This window comes from Vogesella amnigena, assembly GCF_042648905.1.
Classification (GTDB): domain Bacteria; phylum Pseudomonadota; class Gammaproteobacteria; order Burkholderiales; family Chromobacteriaceae; genus Vogesella; species Vogesella amnigena.
Genome location: NZ_JBHRYH010000017.1, coordinates 158,529 through 180,371 on the forward strand (window position 1 = coordinate 158,529; position 21,843 = coordinate 180,371).

Genomic DNA, 21,843 nt, shown 5'->3' on the forward strand with positions numbered 1-21,843 from the left:
CGGCGCGGTGTGCTTCATGGCTGCAGCCACTCGGCCAGGCTGATGATCTCCTGCGCCACGTCCGCCAGCTTCTTCTGCTGCTTCATGGCGCGCTCGCGCAGCTGCTTGTAGGCGCTGGCTTCGTCCAGGCCCTTCATCTGCATCAGCAGGCCCTTGGCCTTCTCGATGAGCTTGCGCTCGGCCAGCTGGCGCTGGGCATCGGCCAGCTCGGCGCGGCGCGACTGGTCGATCTGGTAGCGCTCTATCGCCACCTGCAGCACGTGCTGGATGCGGCTGGCCTCCACCTGGCCCACCACATAGGCGGCCACACCGGCCTGCAGCGCGCTGCGCATGGCTTCGCGGCTGTCGTCGCCGGTAAACATCACCACCGGTTGCCCATGCTGCGAACCCATCACGCACACTTGTTCCAGCATGTCGCGCGCCGGGGCGTCGCTGTCGATCAGCACCACATCCGGCCGCGCTGCCGCCAGCACATCGGCCAGTTGTAGCGTGGCCTGCACCTCGGCCACCACGCGCACGCCGGCTGCGGCCAACGCCTCCTTCAGCGCTGCGGCCCGGCCCGAGCCATCATTCACCAGCATCACCGTGAGCACGGGCGTGTTCCTTGTCTGCCTGTTTTCATCCCCTGCAAGCAGCAAGCGGCATGCCACCTCGTGACATGCCGCCAGAAATCTGTGCCACCCGGGTCAGGCCGCCAGCACCACCTGGTTACGCCCCAGATGCTTGGCGCGGTACAGCGCGGCATCGGCACGGCGCAGCCACTGCTCGGCGTCTTCGTCTTCGCCAGCCATCATGGCCACGCCGATGCTCACCGTGAGGCGCAGCGGCGCATCGCCTTCACCGTCGATCAGTGCCTGCTCCACGTGGCGACGCACCCGCTCGGCCACCTCCAGCGCGGTGTGCTGCTCGCAGCGGCGCAGCAGCAGCACGAACTCCTCGCCGCCAAAGCGTCCGGCCAGATCGCTACTGCGCACCTCCTTGCGCAGCAGCTCGGCTACCTTGCGGATGGCCTTGTCACCGGCCACATGGCCATGCTCGTCGTTGATGCGTTTGAACAGATCGATATCCAGCATCAGCAGCGCGGCGCCTTCGCCACGCAGCCGGCTGTTGTGCCAGCAGTCGGCCAGCGCCTGGTTGGTGCTCTGGCGGTTGGCCAGGCCGGTCAGGCCATCGCTGCGTGCCTGCTGCGCCAGCTCGGCATTGGCCAGTTCCAGTTGTTGCAACAGCGTGGTGTTGGTGCGGTGCCAGTGCAGGAACATCTGGTAGCCGAACATGCCCATGAACAGCGCGATGAAGGCGATCACCCAGAAGAAGGCCCAGATCATGGCCGACAGCCGGTCCGCCGCCAGGCCAAGCCCTTCCAGCCCGCCGCTGCGCAGCTGGGCGTCTACGCTCTCGGTACCCAGCCAGATGGTGGTGAACGCGTAGATCAGCACGCTGAGGATCAGCGCCCCCATCAGCCGCAGCACCAGCTTGCGCGACTCGGTGGGCTGCACCGCCAGCAGTTGCTGGTGCCGCAGCATCCAGGCTTCGGCCTGCGGCCAGGTCAAGGCCAGCAGCGGTGCCAGCAGCAAGACGCTTTGCAGGAAATTACCCAGCCACCAGCCCTGCCAGATGGCGAACACCGCCACCTGATCCACCTGGTTGGTGTAACACCACACCAGCGCGGCGGCGGAGCTGAACATGCAGCCCACAAACACCATCTGCAGGAAAAACACCAGCGCACGCCAGGAGGTCAGCAAACAGGGCATGGCGATGGCGCGGTAGCCCAGCACCATCACCCCCAGCCCTACCGGGTTGCCGCAGGCAAACAGCAGCGCCCAGTACCATGGCATGCCGGCGTACAGCGCCAGGGTGAGAGTAGAGAGATAGGCCGGCAGCGCGCCCCAGCCCCAGCCGAAGCACAGCGCCCACCAGCTGCAGATCAGCAGCGGCGGATAGATGCTGACATAGAACGCCACGCCGCCGAATTCCAGCGGCAGGCCGGACCAGGCATTGATGACGGCGGCCAGGCCCAGCGACACGCTCAGCACGGTAGACAGCAACCAGGCCAGCAGGAAGCCGGTCTTTTGCTGCCGACTGCCATTGCGCCACAGCCGGCGCAGGCTGACGCTGTAATAAGCATCGGCCATGTCCGTGGACGCGGAGACAGGCAGGTCGGCACACAAGGTCATGAAACGGCTTCCATCAACGGGCATACTTGGTAAGCACGCCACATGCGAACAGCAATTAATGAAACAACATTACCAGCAATAGCTGGCACTTGTAAGTTTTAGCAAGCCCAGCTTCAATAAAATTTTATTGTCATAAAATTTGACTCGCGGAAGCTGCGGGGCGCCTCGAAAAACCCGGGTTTCTAAGCGAGACAAGGCGCGAACGGAAAATGTCGACGCAGCATATGTTTGATATGTAAGGAGACATTTTTCGTGAGCAACGCAGTATCGCGACGAAAGCTGGAGCTTTTCGAGGTGACCGGCGGCAACTGGAACTTAAGGACTCTCCCGATGAATGAACTGCAACGCTGCGGCTGGTGCGGCGACGACCCGCTGTACATCGCCTACCACGATGAGGAATGGGGCCGTCCGGTGCACGACGACACCCGCTTGTTCGAAATGCTGATCCTGGAAGGCGCCCAGGCTGGGCTGTCGTGGATCACCATACTCAGAAAGCGCGACAACTACCGCCGGCTGTTTCACGGCTTCGACCCGGCCAGGGTGGCGGCCATGGATGACGCCGACGTGGAGCGTCTGCTGCAGAATGCCGGCATCGTGCGCAACCGGCTGAAGGTGAACAGCGCCATCCGCAATGCCCGCGTCTTCCTGGCCATGCAGCAGCAGTACGGCAGCTTTGCCAGCTGGCTGTGGCAGCATGTCGATGGCCAGCCAGTAGTCAACCACTGGGCCAGCCTGGGCGAATGCCCGGCCAGCACCGAGCTATCGGACCGCATCAGCAAGGCGCTGAAGAAGCACGGCATGAATTTTGTCGGCAGCACGGTGATCTACGCCTTCCTGCAGGCGACCGGCGTGGTGAACGACCACCTCACCGGCTGCCCCTGCCACCCGCGGAATGCTGCCCGCAATTAAGCACTGCCAGGGTTGGCCGCAAGCTGCACTTGCGGCCAACCTTTAGCCTGCAGGCTCAGGCCAGCTGCAACAGATGCACGTCCAGCGCGGAGTTGTCGTCGGCCACTTCCTGGCCGAACTCCATGATGGTGTCGTCGTCCGGGTCGCTGTACCAGTTCACGGTCACATAGTTGCCAGCTACCGCAGCGGCATTCAGGCGCTCGAAGATGGCCAGGATCGCCTTGGTACTGGCGCTGTTGAAGTAGGCCAGCTGCACGTCAAAGGTGATCTGGGTCTGGTTCAGCGTGGCCAGGTAGCCATGCAGCGCGCTCATCAGCGGCTCGAAGAACACGGCGGCGTTTTCCGGGTAGCACTCGCCTTTCAGCGACAGCTGGTGGCGGGCAAAGTCGAAGTTCACTTCCGGGCTGAAACTGGTGGCGGCAAGGTGGATGTTTTGCATGATGGTCAGATGCTTGCTTTCAGATAGAACATGGTGGTCGGGCTGTCCGGGCCGTGCTCGTCGGCGAAGTCGAACTCCACCGGGCCGCTGGCATCACGCGCCACGGTGAGGAAACCCAGGCCGGCGCCCTTGCTTTCGGCGTCGTTGTCGGCGCGCAGCTTCTGCTTGTACAGCTGCTTGATGTCGTCGTTGCTCATGCCCAGTAGCGGCGCCAGCTTGTCGCGGATGCGGCCAACCTGGTTGCGGTCCACCGGGTTGGCGCATACCACGTAGAACTGCCCCTGCTGCTCGCCCACCCACAGCGCGCCACGGCGGATCTCGTGATCGTCACTGTCGGAAGCGGTAAGGTGCTCGGCGGAGTAATGCACCACGTTCTGCGCCATTTCGATGAACACCGAGAACAGCTTGCGGCGCTGCACATTGCTGGCGTCGGTCTGGTTCAGGCGCAAGCGCAGCGCGTCGGCCATGGCGGTGACAATGGCCTGCGAGAAGTAGCCGGTGTAGTAGAAGACCACGCTCTCGTCGCGGGCCAGGTTCTGGAAACGGTGGAAGGCGTCCAGGCTCATGCTTGCTGCTCCATGAAATGCATGCCGAACAGACTGACGTCGTCGCGGCGGCTGTTTTCGCCCTGCCAGTGGTGGAAGGCATCCAGCAGCGCCTGACGCTGCGCCGCCATCGGCTTGTGGGCGTGTTTGAGAATCTGTTCCTTGAAGCGCTTCTTGCCAAAGCAGATGCGCTTGGGGCCGCCGATCTGGTCGATGATGCCATCGGTGCTGATGTACAGCCGGCTGCCCGGCTTCAGCTTCACGCGGTGGTTGTCCCACTCGTAGTCCAGCGGCGTGGACACATAGCCCACCCCCTTCTTGTTGCCATCCACCACCGTCACCTCGTCCGCGCCGCGCGGCAGCACGAAGATCGGCGTCTTGGCGCCGGCGAAGGTCAGCGTATGGCTGGCGTTGTCGTACCAGCAGAAGGCGCAGTCCATGCCGTCGTCGGAACGCACCTCGATGTTTTCCTCCACCTGGCGCTCGTCGTCGGACAGCTGGCCCAGCGATTCCTTCACCAGCCGGTTGATGGCGGCCAGCAGCGCGGCCGGGTTGTGCAGGTCGTAGGTGCTCAATACTTGTTTGAGTGCCGAGGCCATGATCAGCGTCATGAAGGCGCCGGGCACGCCGTGACCGGTGCAATCGATTACCGCCACGAAGAAACCATCGTCGCGCTTCACGAAGTAGTAGTAGTCGCCGCCCACCACATCGCGCGGCTCCCACACCATGAAGTAATCATCCAGCCGGGCCGCCATGTCGCGGCGCGAGCTTTGCAGGAAGGACTGCTGGATCACCGAGGCGTAGTTGATGCTGTCCATCATCTGGCGGTGCTTCTGCGCCTGCTGGTCGGCCAGCGCCTGCACCAGCGACACACCCAGCCCCAGGCCGGCGTAGTCGCCGTCCACGGTGATGATGAAGCCGTCGGACAGCACCTTGTCGCCACGCGACAGCGCCAGGTAGGACAGCTCGGTAAGCGGCAGGTGGTAATCCACTACCAGCGGGTTGGCATCCATGAACGCGGTGCACGGCTTGCGGCCGAAGATCTCGCGGTGGAACGGCCGCGCCAGCATGCTCATGAAGTGGTTGCGGTTGATGATGCCTAGCGGCGCGCCATCGCGCACCACCGGCAGGTTGGACAAGTCCGGCTGGACGGTGAACAGCTCCAGCACCTGGTAGTTGCTGCTCTCCGGGGTGACTACCGGCGGGCTTTGCAGCAGATGGCCGGCCACCTGGGTAACGGCGGACAGCGCGGCGCGATCGCTATGCATGGGGAATTCCTGCGGCTGAGAAACAATGGCGCGCAGTGTAGGCAGCCGGCATTACCGCGCCGTGACGGTAATTTGAATGCACTGTTAAACGGAATTCAATGAATCAGACGTCATTGTTAAATGCTCACACAAGATGCAAGCCACTATGCCGGCTGGCAGCTGCTGCCCGCTGGCGTCCAGCGCTACTGGTTTATAGTGCTGGCATATCCCGATGCGCCGGAGTCACCATGCCTCGCCTGTTCCCGCTCGCCGCCACGCTCCTTGCCCTGCTGCCGGCATTGCCCGCCGCCCATGCGGCCAACTGTGACGGCCTGCCCGCCCTTGCCGCCCCGGCCGCTGCCGGCCTGTGCGCCGGTATTGTCGCCAGCGGCCTGCAACAGCCACGCGGCATCGCCCTGCTGGCCGACGGTGGCGTGCTGCTGACCGAGCTGGGGCGCTGGGACGCTGCCACCGGCCGCGTGCTGCTGCTGCGCAAGCAGGGCAAGCAGTGGCAACGACAGGTATTGCTGAAAGGCCTGGACCGTCCGCACGGCATTGCCCAGCTGCCGGATGGCAGCATCCTGCTGGGCGAGGTTGGCCGCATCAGCCGCTTCCAGCTGACCAAGCCGCAGCCGCTCCAGCAGCTGGCCACCCTGCCCGTGCGCCAGCGCCACCCGCTGACCACCTTCACCCTGGCCGGCGACATGCTGTATGTGAACATCGGCAGCAGCAGCAACAACTGCGAGCAGGCCACGCCGGCACAGCGCCGGGCCGGGCGCTGCCCAGAGTCGGAAGGCGACGCCGCCGCCGGCGTGGTGCGCCGCTACCGCTGGGACGGCAACACCCTGCGCGACCAGGGCATCTTCGCCCGAGGCCTGCGCAACAGCATGGCCATCGCCGTGCATCCGTCCGGCACGGTGCTGCAGGTGGAAAACAGCCGCGACGGCATCCACCTGCCGCTGGGGCTGCCCAACGACAACGAACTGCCGCACGACGAACTCAACCTGCTGCAGGTCGGCCAGCATTATGGCTGGCCCTACTGCTACGACAACGCCACGGCCGCGCCGGAATTCCGCGGCTATAACTGCAGACAGACCCGCAAACCGCTGCGCCTGCTGCCGGCGCACGCCGCGCCGCTGGGGCTGGCCTGGTGGCAAGGCGCGCAAGCGCCAGCGGCGTGGCGCAACTGGCTGGTGATCGGCTACCACGGCTACCGCCAGCACGGCCAGCGCATCGTCGCCTTCGCCACCGACGCACGCGGCCTGCCACGCGGCCCAGGCGTCACCCTGCTGGGGCCGTGGCGCGGCAAGCATGGCCCGGCCGGGCCGGTGGAAATCAGGCCGGCGGCCGACGGCAGCTTGTGGCTCAGCGACGATCGCAACGGCCAGTTGCTGCGACTGGTCGCCAGCAGGCGCTGAGTGTCAGCCGGCATCACAATAAATTGCCATGTGCATAAGCCGCCATCCATAATGCGCAAGCCTGCCACCCTACGGAGCCCGCCATGATCGATCACACCGGCATCACAGTCAGCGACATCACCCGCAGCAAGGCCTTCTATACCGCTGCGCTGGCCGCCATCGACTACCAGCTGCTGCTGGAATTCAGCGCCGCCGTTACCGGCCATGCCGATGTGGCCGGCTTTGGCGAGGCGCCCAAGCCGGATTTCTGGCTCAGTAGCGGCACGCCCAACCAGCCGCCGCTGCACGTGGCCTTTCGTGCGGTCAACCGTCAGCAGGTAGATGCCTTCCACGCCGCCGCGCTGGCGGCCGGCGGCCGTGACAACGGCGCGCCAGGCTTGCGCCCGCATTACCACCCGGACTACTACGGCGCCTTCGTGCTGGATCCGGATGGCCATAATATCGAAGTGGTCTGCCACGAGCCGGCCTGACCCCGAACAGGAGCCACCATGTCCGCTACCACTGCCTGGCTAATCGCCGGCGCCCTGCTGCTGGGTGCCGAAATGCTGACCGGCACTTTCTACCTGCTGGCCATTGCCTGCGGCACCACGCTGGGCGCGCTGCTGGCCTGGCTGGATGCCCCGCTCACGCCGCAGCTGCTGGCCGCCGCCGCCGGTGCCGCCGTGGCAGTCGTGCTGCTGCAACGCTGGAAGGCGCGCCAGCCAGCCAGCGCCGACGTTCAGGACGACGACATCGGCCAGCAGGTACGTATCGTGCACTGGCTGGACGCCAGCCACGCCCGCGTGCACTACCGCGGCAGCGAATGGCATGCCAAACTGGCCGCCGGCGAAACCGCCAGCGACGATGCCGACTGGAAGATCGTTGCCAAGCACGGCAGCAGCCTGCTGATCCGCGCCAGCCGCAGCAACTGACCGTTTTTCAATTGCCCTTTACCTACTGACAGGAGCTGTCATGGAGTTCGCCTTCATTCTGCTGGTGGTGGCCATCATTTTCGCCATCAAGTCATTCAAGATCGTGCCGCAGCAAAACGCCTGGATCGTGGAGCGCCTGGGCAAGTTTCACGCCGTGCTCAACCCGGGCCTGAACATCGTGATTCCGTTTGTGGACCGTGTGGCCTACAAGCACAGCCTGAAGGAAGTGCCGCTGGATGTACCGAGCCAGGTGTGCATCTCGCGTGACAACACCCAGCTGGAAGTGGACGGCATTCTCTACTACCAGGTAATGGACCCGCGGCTGGCCTCCTACGGCACCTCCAACTATGAGCTGGCCATCAGCCAGCTGGCGCAAACCACGCTGCGCTCTGTGATCGGCAAGCTGGAGCTGGACCGCACCTTCGAAGAACGCGAAGAGATCAACCGCGCGGTGGTGAACGCACTGGACGAGGCCGCCATCAACTGGGGGGTGAAGGTGCTGCGCTACGAGATCAAGGACCTGACGCCGCCGGAATCCATCCTGCACTCCATGCAGCAGCAGATTACCGCCGAGCGCGAAAAGCGCGCCCGCATCGCCCAGTCCGAAGGCGTGAAGCAGGAGCAGATCAACCTGGCCACCGGCCAGCGCGAGGCCGACATCCAGCGTTCCGAAGGCGAAATGCAGGCAGCCATCAATGCCTCCGAAGGCGAACGCCAGGCCCAGATCAACCGCGCCGAAGGCGAGGCAGCCTCCATCCGCCTTGTAGCACAGGCCAATGCCGAAGCGCTGGTACTGATCGCACAGGCCATCGGCCAGCAGGGCGGCAGCGATGCGGTAAACCTCAAGCTGGCCGAACAGTACATCAAGGCCTTCGGCAATATCGCCAAAGCCGGCAACACCATGCTGCTGCCGGGCAATGCCGCCGATGTGGGCGGCGCGGTGGCCAGCGCCATGAGCGTGATCGAACAGGTAAAAGGCAAGGCCTGAGCCTCGCAACATGCGGCCAGGCTGTCACCCGAGGCAAGGCAGGTTGGCCGCAAGCCGCCAGGCTGTTACACTCCGGCGCCTTGAATCATCAGCAAAGCCAAGTCATTGTGAGCAAAGCCAAATTTTCCAGCCTTAACCTGCCCGCCCCCATGCTGGCCAACCTCGATAGCCTGGGCTACACCAGCATGACGGCGATCCAGGCTGCCAGCCTGCCCGCCATCCTGGACAACCGCGACGTGATTGCCCAGGCCAAGACCGGCAGCGGCAAGACGGCAGCGTTCGGCCTTGGCCTGCTCACCAGCCTCAACCCGCGCTGGTTCGGCATCCAGTCCCTAGTGCTGTGCCCCACCCGCGAGCTGGCCGACCAGGTGGCACAGGAAATCCGCCGCCTGGCGCGCTGCATCGACAATATCAAGGTGATTACCCTGTGCGGCGGCACGCCGATGGCGCCGCAGCGCGCTTCACTGGAGCACGGCGCGCACATCGTGGTGGGCACACCGGGCCGGCTGCAGGATCACCTGTCGCGCGGCACGCTCAACCTGTCCGGGGTGAAGACCCTGGTACTGGACGAGGCCGACCGCATGGTGGACATGGGCTTCATCGAGGAAATCGTCGGCATCGTGCGCGCCTGCCCGCGCCAGCGCCAGACGCTGATGTTCAGCGCCACCTACCCGGACAATATCCGCAAGCTGGCCGAACAGTTCATGAAGCAGCCGCACATGGTGCAGGTGGAAGCGCTGCACGACGCCGGCCAGATCGAGCAATGGTGGTACGAGATCGACCCGGATCATCGCCTGGATGTGGTGGCGCGCGTGCTGCAAAGCGTGCGCCCCGGCTCGGCACTGGCGTTCTGCAACACCAAGCAGCGCTGCAAGGAGCTGGTGGAAGCGCTGCAGTTCGCCGGCTACTCGGCACTGGCGCTGTATGGCGAACTGGAACAGCGCGACCGCGACCAGGTTCTCGCCCGCTTCGCCAGCAAGAGCGCCACCGTACTGGTAGCCACCGACGTAGCGGCGCGCGGCCTGGACATCAAGGAACTGGACCTGGTGATCAACGTGGACGTGGCGCACGATGCGGAAGTGCACATTCACCGTATCGGCCGTACCGGCCGCGGCGAAAAGCACGGTCTGGCGCTGACGCTGGTCAGCCCCAGCGACGCCCGCCGCGCCTCGGCGATCGAGGAATACCAGAAGGCCGACCTCAACTGGGAGCGTCTGGAAGACCTCAAGCCGGCCCCGGGCGGTGCATTGCTGCCACCGATGGTGATGCTGGAGATTGCCGGCGGCAAACGTGACAAGCTGCGCCCGGGCGACATCCTCGGCGCCTTTACCGGCGAAGGCGGCCTGACTGCCAGCCAGGTGGGCAAGATCACCGTGTTCGAGTTCAACACCTTCGTGGCGCTGGACCGCAACATCGCCCAGCAGGCCTTCCCGCGCCTGGCCAACAGCAAGATCAAGGCCAAGCAGTACAAGATGCGGTTGCTGGATTAATGACCATCAAGCTGGACAAGGCCGATCACGCACAGGCGCTGGAATCGCTGCAGCGCTACTGTGCGGCCAACCTCGATGAGCCACCCGGCCGCCTGCAGTGCGAGGCGTTGCTGGATTTCCTGCTCGCCGAAATCGGCCCCAGCATCTACAACCGCGCGGTGCGCGACACCCAGCAACGCCTGCTGGCGCGGGTACAGGAAGTGGACTTTGAAGTTCACGAAGATGAATTCCCTTGGTGGCCGGCGCAACGCCGGCGCTGAGTTTCCACCACGCACTCCAACTAACCGTAGGGCGCTTCCGTAGCCCGGATAAGCGCAACGCATCCGGGGATCACATCGCCAAACCTGGCCCCGGATGCGCCTACGGCTTATCCGGGCTTGTATGTTCTGTCTGCGCGCTTATGAAGTAGCGGATAAGGGCGCCGAGGTGGAGGGACGATCCGGGCTATCTGCCGTGTCAGCGGACAGACTCCAGTAGAAATGTCCCCATTTCGTTTGCTCCAGCGTCGATTAGGAATGCAGCGCGCGTGGCGACCCTGTCAGTGATCACCACGACGGCCAATAGATGCAAGCCCACGCCAACGCAAACGCCCCCTCGGCAGGTTCATTCTAACCGCTGCGTTTGCCTGGAACTGCCCCATGAATACCCAAGCCTTCTCCATTGGTGTAGATGTCAGTCTCGCCGAGTTGGTCATCTCCTACTTTGGCGATAGCACCGCCCCGATCAAGCTCGCCAACCATGCGCCAGAGATCAAGCGTTGGCTCAAGCGTTTGCCGCCTGCCTGCACCATCGGTATGGAAGCCACGGGCATTCATCACCGGCTGCTGGCTGACCTGGCCTTTGCGGCTGGCCATACCGTCTTTGTGCTGAATCCACGGGATGTGGCGCTCTACCTGAAAAGCCAGCGCAGCCGCGGCAAGACAGATGTACTCGATGCCCGCGGCATTGCCCGCTACACGCACAATGAGACGGACAAGTGCCACGCCTACGTCCCGCTCACAGCGCAGCAGCAAACGATCACCACGCTGATCCAGCGCCGTCATCAAGTCGTGAAGAGCCGTACCAGCTTACGCATGAGCTTTGCAGAGACTTCGCCGTGCGCCCAGGCGCTCTGTAAACTGATGCGCGCCTTTGATGCCTTGATTGCCGATATCGACAGCCAATTGCAGGCGCTGCTCGCCGCCGAAGAGGGTCTGAATACCCGCTGCAAGAACTTACGTTCCATTCAAGGCGTTGGCCCTCTGATCAGTGCGGCATTAGCCATGCGCATGAGTCGGGTGCGCTATGCCAATAGCGACGCGCTGGTGGCCGCAGTGGGGCTGGATCCCAGGCCGCGCGAGTCCGGTCAATACACCGGCACCCGCCACCTCTCCAAGCGGGGGAATCCTGAAGAGCGGCGGTTGCTGTATCTGGCCGCCGTCAGTGCGTGTCGCCACCCCATCTGGAAAGCCATCCAGACCGCGCTGTTGAAGAAGGGACTACCATCTACCGCCGTCTATTGCATCATCGCCCGCAAGATACTGCGCATCGCATTTGCTGTCTGGAATTCGGGCGTCCCTTACGACCCCAAGCTTGTCGGCAAGGCTTGTGCTCCAACATAGAATCTACCGGGGGCGCATTAGCGGAGGCACAAGCGTAGGGCGATCCGCCAGCTTGCGACCTACTCACACCCAAACGGTAGAACGCCCTGGCGGATCGCCCTGCGGGCATCCGCTCTACTGCATTTGGTGCTGTATCCGCTACGCGGATGCGGATTGCAGCCGCCCCTTCCCCGCACATCCACCGCCTCTTCTGCGCCTTGACGGTCAGCCATTCCACACTGTCACCCCCTTCCACGCGGGCATGAAACGCTGCCTCCGCAACCTGGGCACCCGCCTGACACTAGTTTAATTTACACTTAAATTATTTAAATCTAACTTGTCTCCACCCCTCACCTTGCCAGGGCATCAACCGAAGGCTCAGCCCTTCGCGTTTCAAGGAGACACAAGATGCGTATTGTCTGTATGGGCGGCGGCCCGGCCGGTTTGTACTTCGCCATTCTGATGAAGCAGTTGAACCCGCAGCACCACATCACCGTAGTAGAGCGCAACAAGCCGTATGACACCTTTGGCTGGGGGGTAGTGTTCTCCGATGCCACCATGGAAGGTCTGCGCCAGTGGGACCCGACCTCCGCCGAAGCGATCCAGATTGCCTTCAACCACTGGGACGACATCGAGCTGCGCATTCACGGCGAAACCATCAGCAGCAGTGGACATGGTTTTGTCGGCATCGGCCGCAAGAAATTGCTGAATATCCTGCAGGATCGCTGTGCCGAGCTGGGTGTGGAACAGGTATTCGAGCATGAGGCCGAGTCCGACGACGAATTCGCCGACGCCGACCTGATCATCGCCGCCGACGGCATTTTCTCCAGAACGCGGGAAAAGTACGCCAGCGTCTTCAAGCCGGACATCGTCAAGCGCCCGAACCGCTATATCTGGCTGGGCACCCACAAGCTGTTCGACGCCTTCACCTTCATCTGGGAACAGACCGAACACGGCTGGTTCCAGGCGCACATCTACAAGTTCGACGAGAACACCACCACCTTCATCGTGGAATGCCCGGAAGACGTGTGGCTGGCACACGGCCTGGACCAGGCCGACCAGCAGCAGTCCATCGACTTCTGCCAGCAGCTGTTCGCCAAGCACCTGGACGGCCACGCGCTGATGACCAATGCCCGCCACCTGCGCGGCTCGGCCTGGCTGAACTTCCAGCGCGTGGTGTGCGAACAGTGGTGGCTGAAGAACCACAACGACGCCCACGTGGTGCTGATGGGCGACGCGGTGCACACCGCGCACTTCGCCATCGGCTCCGGCACCAAGCTGGCACTGGAAGACGCCATCGAGTTGACTCGCCAGTTCCAGATCCACGGCGACAGCCCGGAGCAGATCGGCCACGTACTGCGCGAATATCAGGCCGCCCGCAGCATCGAGACCCTGCGCCTGCAGAACGCGGCCTGGAACGCCATGGCCTGGTTCGAGGTATGCGGCCAACGTTACTGCGACCACTTCGAGCCGCAGCAATTCATGTACTCCATGCTCACCCGCTCGCAGCGCATCTCGCACGAGAACCTGCGACTGCGTGACAAGGCATGGCTGGAAGGCTACGAACGCTGGTTTGCCGCCAAGGCCGGCGTGCCGGTGGCGGCCGATCAGCCGGCCCCGCCGCCGATGTTCACCCCGTTCACCCTGCGTGGCCTCACCCTGCCCAACCGCGTGGTGATGTCGCCGATGGCGATGTACTCGGCACAGGATGGCCTGGTAGGCGACTTCCACCTGGTGCACTTCGGCTCCCGCGCACTGGGCGGTGCCGGCCTGCTGTACACCGAGATGACCTGCGTGTCGCCGGAAGCGCGCATCACCCCGGGCTGCGCCGGGCTGTACCGGCCGGAACACGCCACCGCCTGGAAGCGCATCGTCGATTTCGTGCATGCCAACAGCGGCGCCAAGATCGGCGTGCAGCTGGGACATGCCGGCCGCAAGGGTGCCACCCGCGTGGCATGGGAAGGCATCGACCAGCCGCTGCAGAGCGGTGCCTGGGAGCTGGTATCCGCCAGCCCGCAGCCCTACCTGCCGCACAGCCAGACGCCACGCGCCGCCAGCCGCGCCGACATGGACAAGATCACCACCGATTTCGTCAACGCCACCAAGCTGGCGGCCGAGGCCGGGTTCGACATCCTGGAACTGCACTGCGCGCACGGCTACCTGCTGTCGTCCTTCCTGTCGCCGCTGACCAACCAGCGCGATGACGAATACGGCGGCAGCCTGGAAAACCGCGCCCGCTTCCCGCTGGAAGTGTTCCACGCCATCCGTGCGGTGTGGCCGCAGGACAAGCCGATTTCGGTGCGCCTGTCCTGCCACGACTGGGTGCCGGGCGGCAACACCCCGGACGATGCGCTGGAGATTGCCCGCCTGTTCAAGGCTGCTGGCGCCGACATCATCGACTGCTCGTCCGGTCAGGTATCGAAGGCAGAGAAGCCGGTGTACGGCCGCATGTTCCAGACCCCGTTCGCCGACCAGATCCGCAACGAAGCCGGCATCCCCACCGTGGCGGTGGGCACCATCTTCGAGGCCGACCACGTGAACAGCATCATCGCCGCCGGCCGTGCCGACCTGTGCGCGGTGGCGCGTCCGCACCTGGCCGACCCGGCCTGGACGCTGCACGAAGCGGCACGCATCGGCTTCAAGGGCGTGGCATGGCCGCCGCAGTACCAGTCCGGTCGTGGCCAGTACGAGGCCAACCTCAGCCGAACCTACCAACAACCCGGCAAGTAAGCCGGCTCGCGATCCAACAGGGGAAAGCCATGCACTGCAATCAACTCAATGGCCGCCATGCACTGATTACCGGTGCCGGCGGCGGCATCGGCCAGGCCATCGCCATGGCGCTGGCCGGCCACGGTGCCAGCCTTACCCTGCTGGGTCGCGACAGCGCCAAGCTGGAAACAGTGCTGCAACAGCTGCCGGGCAGCGGCCACGGCCTGGCGCTGGCCGACATCAGCGACTACGAGGCTGTCAAACAGGCCTTTCATGCCGCGGCCAACGCGCGCGGCGATATCGACATCCTGATCAACAACGCAGGTGCCGCGCGCTCGGCACCGCTGGGCAGAACCGACCCGGCAATGTGGCAGCAGATGCTGGATACCAATCTCACCGGCACCTACAACGGCATCCACGCGGTACTGCCAGCCATGCAGACACAGGGCTGGGGCCGCATCGTCAACATCGCCAGCACCGCCGGCCTGACCGGCTATGCCTATGTGGCGGCCTACTGCGCCGCCAAGCACGGCGTGATCGGCCTCACCCGCGCGCTGGCGCTGGAGCTGGCGCGCAGCGGCATCACCGTTAACGCCGTCTGCCCCGGCTATACCGACACCCCGCTGCTGCAGGAGGCCATCGCCAATATCGTGGCCAAGACCGGACGCAGCAGCGCAGAGGCCGAAACCTCGCTGGCCGCCAGCAATCCGCAAGGCCGGCTGATCCGCCCCGAAGAAGTGGCCAATACCGTGCTGTGGCTGTGTCTGCCCGGCGCGGAGGCCATCAATGGCCAGTCCATCGCCGTCGCCGGCGGCGAAGTGATGTAACGCACAAGGAAACCCGCCATGGCAGAACTTTCCATGCACGACCACCAGCAAGCCCTGCGGCACTACCAGCCGCGCCATTTCGACTGGCAATGCAGTGAAGATGGCCGCATCGCCACCATCACGCTGAACCGGCCGGAGCGCAAAAACCCGCTGACATTCGATTCCTACGCCGAGCTGCGTGACCTGTTCCGCCGCCTGCCCTACGCCTCCGATGTGCGGGTGGTGATCCTGCAGGGTGCCGGCGGCAACTTCTGTTCCGGCGGCGACGTGTTCGAGATCATCGAACCGCTCACCAAGATGACCATGCCGCAGCTGCTGGAATTCACCCGCATGACCGGCGATCTGATCAAGGCCATGCGCCGCGCGCCGCAGCCGGTGATCTGCGCCATTGACGGCGTGTGCGCCGGGGCCGGCGCCATGCTGGCGCTGGCGGCGGATTTTCGCCTGGCCACCGCCGAAGCCAAGACTGCCTTCCTGTTCACCCGCGTTGGCCTGGCCGGCGCCGATATGGGCGCCTGCGGCCTGCTGCCACGCATGATCGGCACCGCCCGCGCCACCGACCTGCTGATGACCGGGCGCAGCATGAGCGCCAAGGAAGGCCTGGACTGGGGCTTCTTCAAGGAACTGTTCCCGCCGGAAGAGCTGCACGCCCGCGCCGAGGCGCTGGCACGCAGCCTGGCCGACGGCCCGTGGTTCGCCCACGGCATCACCAAGACCATGCTCAACCAGGAGTGGGCAATGGGCATCGAGGAGATGATCGAGTCCGAAGCCCAGGCCCAGGCCATCTGCATGGCCACCCAGGACTTCCGTCGCGCGTTCGAGGCATTTGCCGCCAAGCGCCGCCCGCAGTTCGAAGGCAACTGAGGAACACACCATGGATCGCAGTTACCTTGACCTGCCGTTCTTCGGCCCCGAACACCGCCAGCTATCCGACCGCCTGCTGCAATGGGCAGGCGAGCAGATGCCGGCCATCGATCACCATGATGTCGACCGCAGCTGCCGCCAGCTGGTGCGCGCGCTGGGCGCCGCCGGCTTCCTGCGCTACTGCGTGCCGGCGGCATTCGGCGGTGCGCTGCCACAGCTGGATTCACGCGCGCTGTGCATCACCCGCGACACCCTGGCCTATCACGATGGCCTGGCCGACTTCGCCTTTGCCATGCAAGGGCTGGGCAGCGGCGCCATCACTCTGGCCGGCAGCCCCGAGCAGCAACAGCGCTGGCTGCCGCGCGTGGCCAGCGGCGAGGCGATTGCCGCCTTTGCGCTGACCGAGCCGCTGGCCGGCTCCGACGTGGCCGCCATGCAGTGCGAGGCCCGGCTGGAGGGTGAGCACTACCTGATCAACGGCGAAAAGATCTGGATCTCCAACGGCGGCATCGCCGACTTCTACTGCCTGTTCGCCCGCACCGGCGAGGCGCCGGGCACGCGCGGCATCTCCGCCTTCATCATCACCCCGGACATGCCGGGCTTCGAAGTGGTGGAGCGGCAGCAAGTGATGGCGCCGCATCCGCTGGCGCATCTGCGCTTCACCAATATGCGCGTGCCTGCGGCCAACCGCCTGGGGCCGTCCGGCGAAGGCTTCAAGCTGGCCATGCGCACACTGGACATTTTCCGCGCCTCGGTGGCTGCGGCGGCGCAGGGCTTTGCGCGCCGCGCAGTGGACGAAGCGGTGCAGCATGCGCGGCAGCGGCCGATGTTCGGCCACACCCTGGCCGACCTGCAGCTGAGCCAGGCCAGCCTGGGCAGCATGGCTACCGACATCGCCGCTGCCGAGCTGCTGACCTGGCGCGCCGCCTGGCAGCGCGACGTACTGCAGCGCCCCACTACCCGCGAAGCGGCCATGGCCAAGATGACCGCCACCGAGAACGCGCAGCGGGTGATCGACGCCGCGCTGCAACTGCATGGTGGCCTGGGCGTGAAAAGCGGCGTCAAGGTGGAGTCGCTGTACCGCGAGATCCGCGCGCTGCGCATCTACGAAGGCGCCACCGAGGTGCAGAAGTTGATCGTTGGCCGCGAGCTGCTGAAAGCCGCCGCCAGCGCGGAGGGCGCCGCATGAGCACACCGCAACAGCCGGCAGCCGGCAACAGCTTCTGCCAGCAGGTGAAGGTGCGCTTTCTCGACTGCGACCCCTCCGGCATCGTGTTCTTCCCGCAGTACTTCTGCATGCTCAACAACGTGGTGGAGCAATGGTGGGAGCACATCGGCCACCCGTGGAGCCAGCTGATCCTGGAGCGGCGCATCGGCACCCCCACCGCCCACCTGGACAGCAACTTCCTGCGCCCGTCACGCATGGGCGACGCCTTGCTCTACCACCTGTCGGTCAACCACGTCGGCACCAGCTCGCTGGTGCTGCAACACTTGATCAGCCACCAGGGCGAGCTGCGGTTGCGCATCGTGCAGCGCCTGGTCGCCACCTCGCTGGACACCCACCAATCGCAGCCCTGGCCGGACGACGTGCGCCAGGCACTGCTGAACTTCAAGGAAACCCCGTGATGCACAAGATCCTTCAACCGGAAAACTGGCTGGCCCCGCGTGGCTACTCCAACGGCATCGAGGCACGCGGCCGCCAGATCTATGTCGGCGGCCAGATCGGCTGGAACGCGCAATGCGAGTTCGAAACCGACGACCTGGTGGCGCAGATCCAGATCGCGCTGGCCAACTGCGTGGCGGTGGTTGCCGCCGCCGGGGGCGATGCCAGCCACATCGTGCGTATGACCTGGTACCTGAAGGACAAGAAGGAATACGTGGCACGGCTGAAGGAAATCGGCCGCGCCTACCGTGCGGAAATGGGCAGCAACTACCCGGCGATGAGTGCGGTGCAGGTGGCCGACCTGGTGGAAGACCGTGCGCTGGTGGAAATCGAAGTCACCGCCGTGATTCCGGACTGACACCATGCCGAGCCAGCCTATCTATGCGGCCAACCCCGAGTTGCTGCTGCTCACGCCCCCCACTGCCGGCGTGCTGGAAATCCAGCTGCACCGCCCGGAAGCGCGCAACGCCCTCTCCACCCCGCTGCTGCAGGCACTGGTAGCCCTGCTGGAACAGGCCGCCAGCGACCCGGAGGTGCACTGCGTGCTGCTCAGCGGCGGCGAGCGCTTTTTCGCCGCCGGCTCCGACCTGGCGGAAATGGCCGGCAAGGACATGGTGGCCATGCTGCTGGACGAGCGCCGTCAGCTGTTCGCCCGCATCGCCCGCTTCCCCAAGCCGCTGATCGGCGCGGTGTGCGGTTATGCGCTGGGCGGTGGCTGCGAGCTGGCGATGCACGCCGACATCCTGATCGCCGGCGAATCCGCCCGCTTTGGCCAGCCGGAAATCAATCTCGGGCTGATGCCGGGCGCCGGCGGCACCCAGCGCCTGCTGCGCGCAGTGGGCAAGTCGCTGACCATGAAAATGGTACTTAGCGGCCAGCCCATCACGGCCGCTGAAGCGTTGGCCGCAGGCCTGGTGGCCGAGGTATGTGCCGATGCTGACTGCCTGCCGCGCGCCCGCTTGCTGGCCGCCCACATCGCCAGCAAGGCGCCGCTGGCGCTGCGCCTGGCCAAGGAAGCCATCCTGCAGGCCGAGGAGATGCCGCTGTCCGCCGGGCTGGCGCTGGAGCGCGCCAACTTCGTGCTGCTGGCCGGCAGCGACGACCGCCACGAAGGTCTGGCGGCGTTCCAGCAAAAGCGTCCGCCGCGCTGGCAGGGCCACTGAGCCTGGCCAGCCAAAACATAACGAGGAGACCCAGACATGAGCGCACTCCCCCCAGCCAGCCTGGTCGCCGTTGTCGGCGGCGGGGTAATGGGCAGCGGTATCGCCATGGTGGCAGCCAGTGCCGGCCACCCGGTGCTGCTGTATGACCTGCAGCCGGAAGCAGCCCAACGGGCAGTGGACGGCATTCGCAACCAGTACGCCAAGCTGGCGGCACGCGGCAAACTCAACGAACAGCAGGCCGAGGCCGCGGCCAGCCGTGTCAGCGCCACCGGCTCGCTCAGCGACCTCAAAGGCGCGGCGCTGGTGATCGAGGCCATCGTCGAACGGCTGGATGCCAAGCAGGCGCTGTTCCGCGAGCTGGAAGCGCTGGTGGCGGCGGACTGCCTGTTCGCCAGCAATACCTCGTCGATTTCCATCACCTCCATTGCCGCCGCGCTGCAGCAGCCGGGCCGCTTGGCCGGCATGCATTTTTTCAACCCGGCACCGCAGATGGCGCTGGTGGAGATCGTCAGCGGCATGGCCAGCAGCGAACAGACCTTGAAGACGCTGGGCGCCACTGCCCGCGCCTGGGGCAAGACCGCGGTGAGCACCCGCTCCGCGCCCGGCTTCATCGTCAACCGCATTGCGCGGCCGTTCTACAGCGAAAACCTGCGCCTGGCGCAGGAAGGCGCCGCCGACTACGCCACGCTGGATGCGCTGCTGCGCGAGTGCGGCGGCTTCCGCATGGGGCCGTTCGAGCTGATGGACCTGATCGGCCTGGACATCAACCTGGCGGTAAGCCAGTCGGTGTGGCAGGCCACCTTTCTCGACCCGCGCTACACCCCCACCCTGATCCAGCAGGAGATGGTCAATGCCGGCTGGCTGGGGCGCAAGAGCGGGCGTGGCTACTACCGCTATGGTGGCGAGCAGCCGCCGCCGGCGGTGCAGTGCGAGCCGCCGCAGCCATGGCCGGTTGCCATCACCGTGTACACCGACAGCGTGGCCGGGCAGGAACTGGCCAGGCGGTTGCAGCACAACGGCGTGATCTTCAACTGCGACACCGGGGGTGATGGCTGCATCGCCAGCGCCGGCGATGCGCGGCTCTACCTCAGCGATGGCCGCAGCGCCAGCTGCCGCGCGCTGGACAGCGGTCACGCCAACCTGGTGCTGCTGGACCTGGCACTGGACTACGGCCATGCCGCGCGGCTGGCGATCCAGGCCGCTGCCGGCATCAGCCCGCATGCCCGCGATGCCGCCATCGGCCTGCTGCAGGCCGCCGGACTGCAGGTAACGCTGCTGCCGGATGGTGCCGGTCTGCCGGTGCTGCGCACCGTGGTGATGCTGGTGAACGAAGCCTGCGACGTACTAGGCCAGGGCCACGCCAGCGCCCACGACATCGATACCGCCATGCGCCTGGGCGTGAACTACCCCTGCGGCCCCATCGCCTGGGGCGAACAACTGGGCTTTGGCACCGTGCGCAGCGTGCTGCGTCACCTGGCCGACAGCTACGGCGAAGACCGCTACCGCGTGGCGCCGCTGCTGGAACAACTGCATTTTGCCGAGCGCTGCGGCCAACGCCCGGCCTCGCTGTACCACCAGAGGGGATAAGCCATGAGACACGCCTATATCTGCGATGCCGTACGCACACCGATCGGCCGCTACGGCGGCAGCCTGGCCGGCATCCGCACCGACGACCTGGCGGCGCTGCCGATCAAGGCGCTGCTGGCGCGCTACCCGCAGCTGGACTGGGCCGCGGTGGACGATGTGCTGCTGGGCTGCGCCAACCAGGCCGGCGAGGACAACCGCAACGTGGCGCGCATGGCCGCGCTGCTGGCCGGCCTGCCCATTGCTGTGCCCGGCGCCACCATCAACCGCCTGTGCGGCTCCGGCATGGACGCGGTGGGCAGCGCCGCGCGCGCCATTGCCAGCGGCGATGCCGAACTGATGCTCGCCGGCGGGGTGGAAAGCATGTCGCGGGCACCGTTCGTGATTCCCAAATCGGCGCAGGCCTTCGGCCGCAGCATGGAAATCCACGACACCACCATCGGCTGGCGCTTCATCAACCCGTTGCTGCAGCAACAGTTCGGCACCGACTCCATGCCGCAGACCGCCGACAACGTGGCGGCGGCCTACCAGGTTGGCCGCGCGGCGCAGGATGCCTTTGCGCTGCGCTCGCAGCAGCGCTGGCAGCGGGCACAGGCCGCCGGCGTGTTCCGCGATGAAATCGTGCCGGTACAGGTGGCGGTATCGCGCAAGGAAACCCGGCTGTTCGACAGCGACGAGCACCCGCGCCCCGACACCACGCTGGAAGACCTGGCGCGGCTGAAAGGCATCAACGGCCCCGAGCTGACGGTTACCGCCGGCAATGCTTCCGGCGTCAACGACGGCGCCTGTGCCCTGCTGCTGGCCTCGGAAGCCGCCATCCGCCAGCACGGCCTCACCCCGCGCGCGCGCATTCTCGGCATGTGCTGCTGCGGCGTGGAGCCCAGGCTGATGGGCATGGGGCCGGTACCCGCCAGCCGCAAGCTGCTGGCACAGCTGGGCCTGAGCGTGGCAGACATGGACGTGATCGAGCTGAACGAAGCCTTTGCCGCCCAGGCACTGGCGGTAATGGCCGAACTGGGGCTGCCCGCCGATGCCGAGCACATCAACCCCAATGGCGGCGCCATCGCCATGGGCCACCCGCTGGGCATGAGCGGCGCGCGCCTGCTGGCCACCGCCAGCCTGGAGCTGCAGCGCCGCCAGGGCCGCTATGCGCTGTGCACCATGTGCATCGGTGTCGGCCAGGGCATCGCGGTGGTGCTGGAACGGGTGTAGCTGCCCTTCCCCGCTCGGAAAGCGTCGGCACAAATACTTTAATTTTAAAATTTTTATATTTCACATTGTTTAACAAAGTCAGCCGCTAGACCTGCGCAGCCCAGCGGCTCGCCACCACCA

Annotated in this window: 22 protein-coding genes; 17 read left to right on the forward strand and 5 right to left on the reverse strand. The window is 65.4% G+C overall.

The genetic code is table 11. The features are described from left to right. Positions 1–14: 14 nt before the first annotated feature. Both ACFOKJ_RS07980 and ACFOKJ_RS07985 read right to left on the reverse strand, forming a co-directional pair. Positions 15–593, reverse strand: a complete 579-nt coding sequence (locus tag ACFOKJ_RS07980; protein ID WP_390278291.1) for an ANTAR domain-containing response regulator — start codon at positions 591–593, stop codon at positions 15–17. A 93-nt stretch (positions 594–686) separates the two neighbouring features. Beyond that, positions 687–2,174 carry a GGDEF domain-containing protein gene (locus ACFOKJ_RS07985; RefSeq protein WP_390278294.1) on the reverse strand — a complete coding sequence of 496 codons (1,488 nt, stop codon included), beginning with the start codon at positions 2,172–2,174 and terminating at the stop codon, positions 687–689. Positions 2,175–2,504: 330 nt separating this feature from the next. On the opposite strand from ACFOKJ_RS07985, the gene ACFOKJ_RS07990 reads away from it, so the two are divergent. Continuing rightward, the gene (locus ACFOKJ_RS07990) at positions 2,505–3,083 is read left to right on the forward strand and encodes a DNA-3-methyladenine glycosylase I (protein WP_390278297.1); all 579 of its coding nucleotides are present in this window, start codon (positions 2,505–2,507) and stop codon (positions 3,081–3,083) included. A gap of 55 nt (positions 3,084–3,138) precedes the next feature. Here ACFOKJ_RS07990 and ACFOKJ_RS07995 read toward each other — a convergent pair whose 3' ends face one another. The 3 genes from ACFOKJ_RS07995 to ACFOKJ_RS08005 are packed head-to-tail and all read right to left on the reverse strand — an operon-like array spanning position 3,139 to position 5,335. After that, on the reverse strand, positions 3,139–3,522 hold the full coding sequence (locus ACFOKJ_RS07995) for a DUF1987 domain-containing protein (protein ID WP_390278300.1): 384 nt from the start codon (positions 3,520–3,522) through the stop codon (positions 3,139–3,141). A gap of 5 nt (positions 3,523–3,527) precedes the next feature. Next, complete coding sequence (locus ACFOKJ_RS08000; protein WP_390278303.1) at positions 3,528–4,088, reverse strand: SiaB family protein kinase; 561 nt, start codon at positions 4,086–4,088, stop codon at positions 3,528–3,530. After that, on the reverse strand, positions 4,085–5,335 hold the full coding sequence (locus tag ACFOKJ_RS08005; RefSeq protein WP_390278306.1) for a SpoIIE family protein phosphatase: 1,251 nt from the start codon (positions 5,333–5,335) through the stop codon (positions 4,085–4,087). Before ACFOKJ_RS08005 ends, ACFOKJ_RS08000 begins: the two co-directional genes overlap by 4 nt. 227 nt (positions 5,336–5,562) lie before the next feature. On the opposite strand from ACFOKJ_RS08005, the gene ACFOKJ_RS08010 reads away from it, so the two are divergent. The 16 genes from ACFOKJ_RS08010 (at position 5,563) to pcaF (ending at position 21,723) form a co-directional block, all read left to right on the forward strand. Further along, positions 5,563–6,732, forward strand: coding sequence for a PQQ-dependent sugar dehydrogenase (locus ACFOKJ_RS08010; RefSeq protein WP_390278309.1), 1,170 nt, complete (start codon positions 5,563–5,565; stop codon positions 6,730–6,732). A gap of 83 nt (positions 6,733–6,815) precedes the next feature. Further along, positions 6,816–7,202, forward strand: a complete 387-nt coding sequence (locus tag ACFOKJ_RS08015; RefSeq protein WP_390278312.1) for a VOC family protein — start codon at positions 6,816–6,818, stop codon at positions 7,200–7,202. An 18-nt stretch (positions 7,203–7,220) separates the two neighbouring features. Next, positions 7,221–7,643, forward strand: a complete 423-nt coding sequence (locus ACFOKJ_RS08020; RefSeq protein ID WP_390278315.1) for an NfeD family protein — start codon at positions 7,221–7,223, stop codon at positions 7,641–7,643. A 40-nt stretch (positions 7,644–7,683) separates the two neighbouring features. Then, complete coding sequence (locus tag ACFOKJ_RS08025; protein ID WP_390278318.1) at positions 7,684–8,631, forward strand: SPFH domain-containing protein; 948 nt, start codon at positions 7,684–7,686, stop codon at positions 8,629–8,631. 107 nt (positions 8,632–8,738) lie between these two features. Next, positions 8,739–10,121, forward strand: a complete 1,383-nt coding sequence (gene dbpA, locus ACFOKJ_RS08030; RefSeq protein ID WP_390278321.1) for an ATP-dependent RNA helicase DbpA — start codon at positions 8,739–8,741, stop codon at positions 10,119–10,121. Continuing rightward, positions 10,121–10,381, forward strand: coding sequence for a DUF2164 domain-containing protein (locus ACFOKJ_RS08035; RefSeq protein WP_390278324.1), 261 nt, complete (start codon positions 10,121–10,123; stop codon positions 10,379–10,381). The genes dbpA and ACFOKJ_RS08035 overlap by 1 nt, the downstream gene beginning before the upstream one ends. Positions 10,382–10,759: 378 nt before the next feature. Then, positions 10,760–11,722: an IS110 family transposase gene (locus ACFOKJ_RS08040; protein WP_390278327.1), complete on the forward strand. Its 963-nt coding sequence runs from the start codon at positions 10,760–10,762 to the stop codon at positions 11,720–11,722. A 387-nt stretch (positions 11,723–12,109) separates the two neighbouring features. Beyond that, positions 12,110–14,431: a bifunctional salicylyl-CoA 5-hydroxylase/oxidoreductase gene (locus ACFOKJ_RS08045; protein ID WP_390278330.1), complete on the forward strand. Its 2,322-nt coding sequence runs from the start codon at positions 12,110–12,112 to the stop codon at positions 14,429–14,431. A gap of 29 nt (positions 14,432–14,460) precedes the next feature. Next, the gene (locus ACFOKJ_RS08050) at positions 14,461–15,237 is read left to right on the forward strand and encodes an SDR family NAD(P)-dependent oxidoreductase (RefSeq protein WP_390278333.1); all 777 of its coding nucleotides are present in this window, start codon (positions 14,461–14,463) and stop codon (positions 15,235–15,237) included. 18 nt (positions 15,238–15,255) lie between these two features. Beyond that, positions 15,256–16,101 carry an enoyl-CoA hydratase family protein gene (locus ACFOKJ_RS08055; protein WP_390278336.1) on the forward strand — a complete coding sequence of 282 codons (846 nt, stop codon included), beginning with the start codon at positions 15,256–15,258 and terminating at the stop codon, positions 16,099–16,101. A 10-nt stretch (positions 16,102–16,111) separates the two neighbouring features. Further along, positions 16,112–17,290, forward strand: coding sequence for an acyl-CoA dehydrogenase family protein (locus ACFOKJ_RS08060; RefSeq protein ID WP_390278339.1), 1,179 nt, complete (start codon positions 16,112–16,114; stop codon positions 17,288–17,290). After that, entirely contained in the window at positions 17,287–17,727 is a 441-nt protein-coding gene (locus ACFOKJ_RS08065) for an acyl-CoA thioesterase (protein WP_390278342.1), read from the forward strand. The genes ACFOKJ_RS08060 and ACFOKJ_RS08065 overlap by 4 nt, the downstream gene beginning before the upstream one ends. Further along, the gene (locus tag ACFOKJ_RS08070) at positions 17,727–18,122 is read left to right on the forward strand and encodes a RidA family protein (RefSeq protein WP_390278345.1); all 396 of its coding nucleotides are present in this window, start codon (positions 17,727–17,729) and stop codon (positions 18,120–18,122) included. Before ACFOKJ_RS08065 ends, ACFOKJ_RS08070 begins: the two co-directional genes overlap by 1 nt. A 4-nt stretch (positions 18,123–18,126) precedes the next feature. Next, positions 18,127–18,927 (forward strand): enoyl-CoA hydratase-related protein, encoded by an 801-nt coding sequence (locus tag ACFOKJ_RS08075; protein WP_390278348.1) that lies wholly within the window; start codon positions 18,127–18,129, stop codon positions 18,925–18,927. A gap of 36 nt (positions 18,928–18,963) precedes the next feature. Then, complete coding sequence (locus tag ACFOKJ_RS08080) at positions 18,964–20,514, forward strand: 3-hydroxyacyl-CoA dehydrogenase (RefSeq protein ID WP_390278351.1); 1,551 nt, start codon at positions 18,964–18,966, stop codon at positions 20,512–20,514. A gap of 3 nt (positions 20,515–20,517) precedes the next feature. Next, positions 20,518–21,723: a 3-oxoadipyl-CoA thiolase gene (gene pcaF, locus ACFOKJ_RS08085; protein ID WP_390278354.1), complete on the forward strand. Its 1,206-nt coding sequence runs from the start codon at positions 20,518–20,520 to the stop codon at positions 21,721–21,723. Positions 21,724–21,843: the final 120 nt, after the last annotated feature.

Bases quoted from the DNA above. Each gene is read 5' to 3' on its own strand.
- ACFOKJ_RS08000 (WP_390278303.1), bottom strand. From the start codon at position 4,088: ATGAGCCTGGACGCCTTCCACCGTTTCCAGAACCTGGCCCGCGACGAG.
- ACFOKJ_RS08050 (WP_390278333.1), top strand. From the start codon at position 14,461: ATGCACTGCAATCAACTCAATGGCCGCCATGCACTGATTACCGGTGCC.
- ACFOKJ_RS08080 (WP_390278351.1), top strand. From the start codon at position 18,964: ATGAGCGCACTCCCCCCAGCCAGCCTGGTCGCCGTTGTCGGCGGCGGG.
- ACFOKJ_RS08045 (WP_390278330.1), top strand. From the start codon at position 12,110: ATGCGTATTGTCTGTATGGGCGGCGGCCCGGCCGGTTTGTACTTCGCC.
- pcaF (WP_390278354.1), top strand. From the start codon at position 20,518: ATGAGACACGCCTATATCTGCGATGCCGTACGCACACCGATCGGCCGC.
- ACFOKJ_RS08040 (WP_390278327.1), top strand. From the start codon at position 10,760: ATGAATACCCAAGCCTTCTCCATTGGTGTAGATGTCAGTCTCGCCGAG.
- ACFOKJ_RS07990 (WP_390278297.1), top strand. From the start codon at position 2,505: ATGAATGAACTGCAACGCTGCGGCTGGTGCGGCGACGACCCGCTGTAC.
- ACFOKJ_RS08010 (WP_390278309.1), top strand. From the start codon at position 5,563: ATGCCTCGCCTGTTCCCGCTCGCCGCCACGCTCCTTGCCCTGCTGCCG.
- ACFOKJ_RS08070 (WP_390278345.1), top strand. From the start codon at position 17,727: ATGCACAAGATCCTTCAACCGGAAAACTGGCTGGCCCCGCGTGGCTAC.
- ACFOKJ_RS07985 (WP_390278294.1), bottom strand. From the start codon at position 2,174: ATGACCTTGTGTGCCGACCTGCCTGTCTCCGCGTCCACGGACATGGCC.
- ACFOKJ_RS07995 (WP_390278300.1), bottom strand. From the start codon at position 3,522: ATGCAAAACATCCACCTTGCCGCCACCAGTTTCAGCCCGGAAGTGAAC.
- ACFOKJ_RS08065 (WP_390278342.1), top strand. From the start codon at position 17,287: ATGAGCACACCGCAACAGCCGGCAGCCGGCAACAGCTTCTGCCAGCAG.
- ACFOKJ_RS08055 (WP_390278336.1), top strand. From the start codon at position 15,256: ATGGCAGAACTTTCCATGCACGACCACCAGCAAGCCCTGCGGCACTAC.
- ACFOKJ_RS08005 (WP_390278306.1), bottom strand. From the start codon at position 5,335: ATGCATAGCGATCGCGCCGCGCTGTCCGCCGTTACCCAGGTGGCCGGC.
- ACFOKJ_RS08075 (WP_390278348.1), top strand. From the start codon at position 18,127: ATGCCGAGCCAGCCTATCTATGCGGCCAACCCCGAGTTGCTGCTGCTC.
- ACFOKJ_RS08035 (WP_390278324.1), top strand. From the start codon at position 10,121: ATGACCATCAAGCTGGACAAGGCCGATCACGCACAGGCGCTGGAATCG.
- ACFOKJ_RS08060 (WP_390278339.1), top strand. From the start codon at position 16,112: ATGGATCGCAGTTACCTTGACCTGCCGTTCTTCGGCCCCGAACACCGC.
- ACFOKJ_RS08020 (WP_390278315.1), top strand. From the start codon at position 7,221: ATGTCCGCTACCACTGCCTGGCTAATCGCCGGCGCCCTGCTGCTGGGT.
- ACFOKJ_RS08025 (WP_390278318.1), top strand. From the start codon at position 7,684: ATGGAGTTCGCCTTCATTCTGCTGGTGGTGGCCATCATTTTCGCCATC.
- ACFOKJ_RS08015 (WP_390278312.1), top strand. From the start codon at position 6,816: ATGATCGATCACACCGGCATCACAGTCAGCGACATCACCCGCAGCAAG.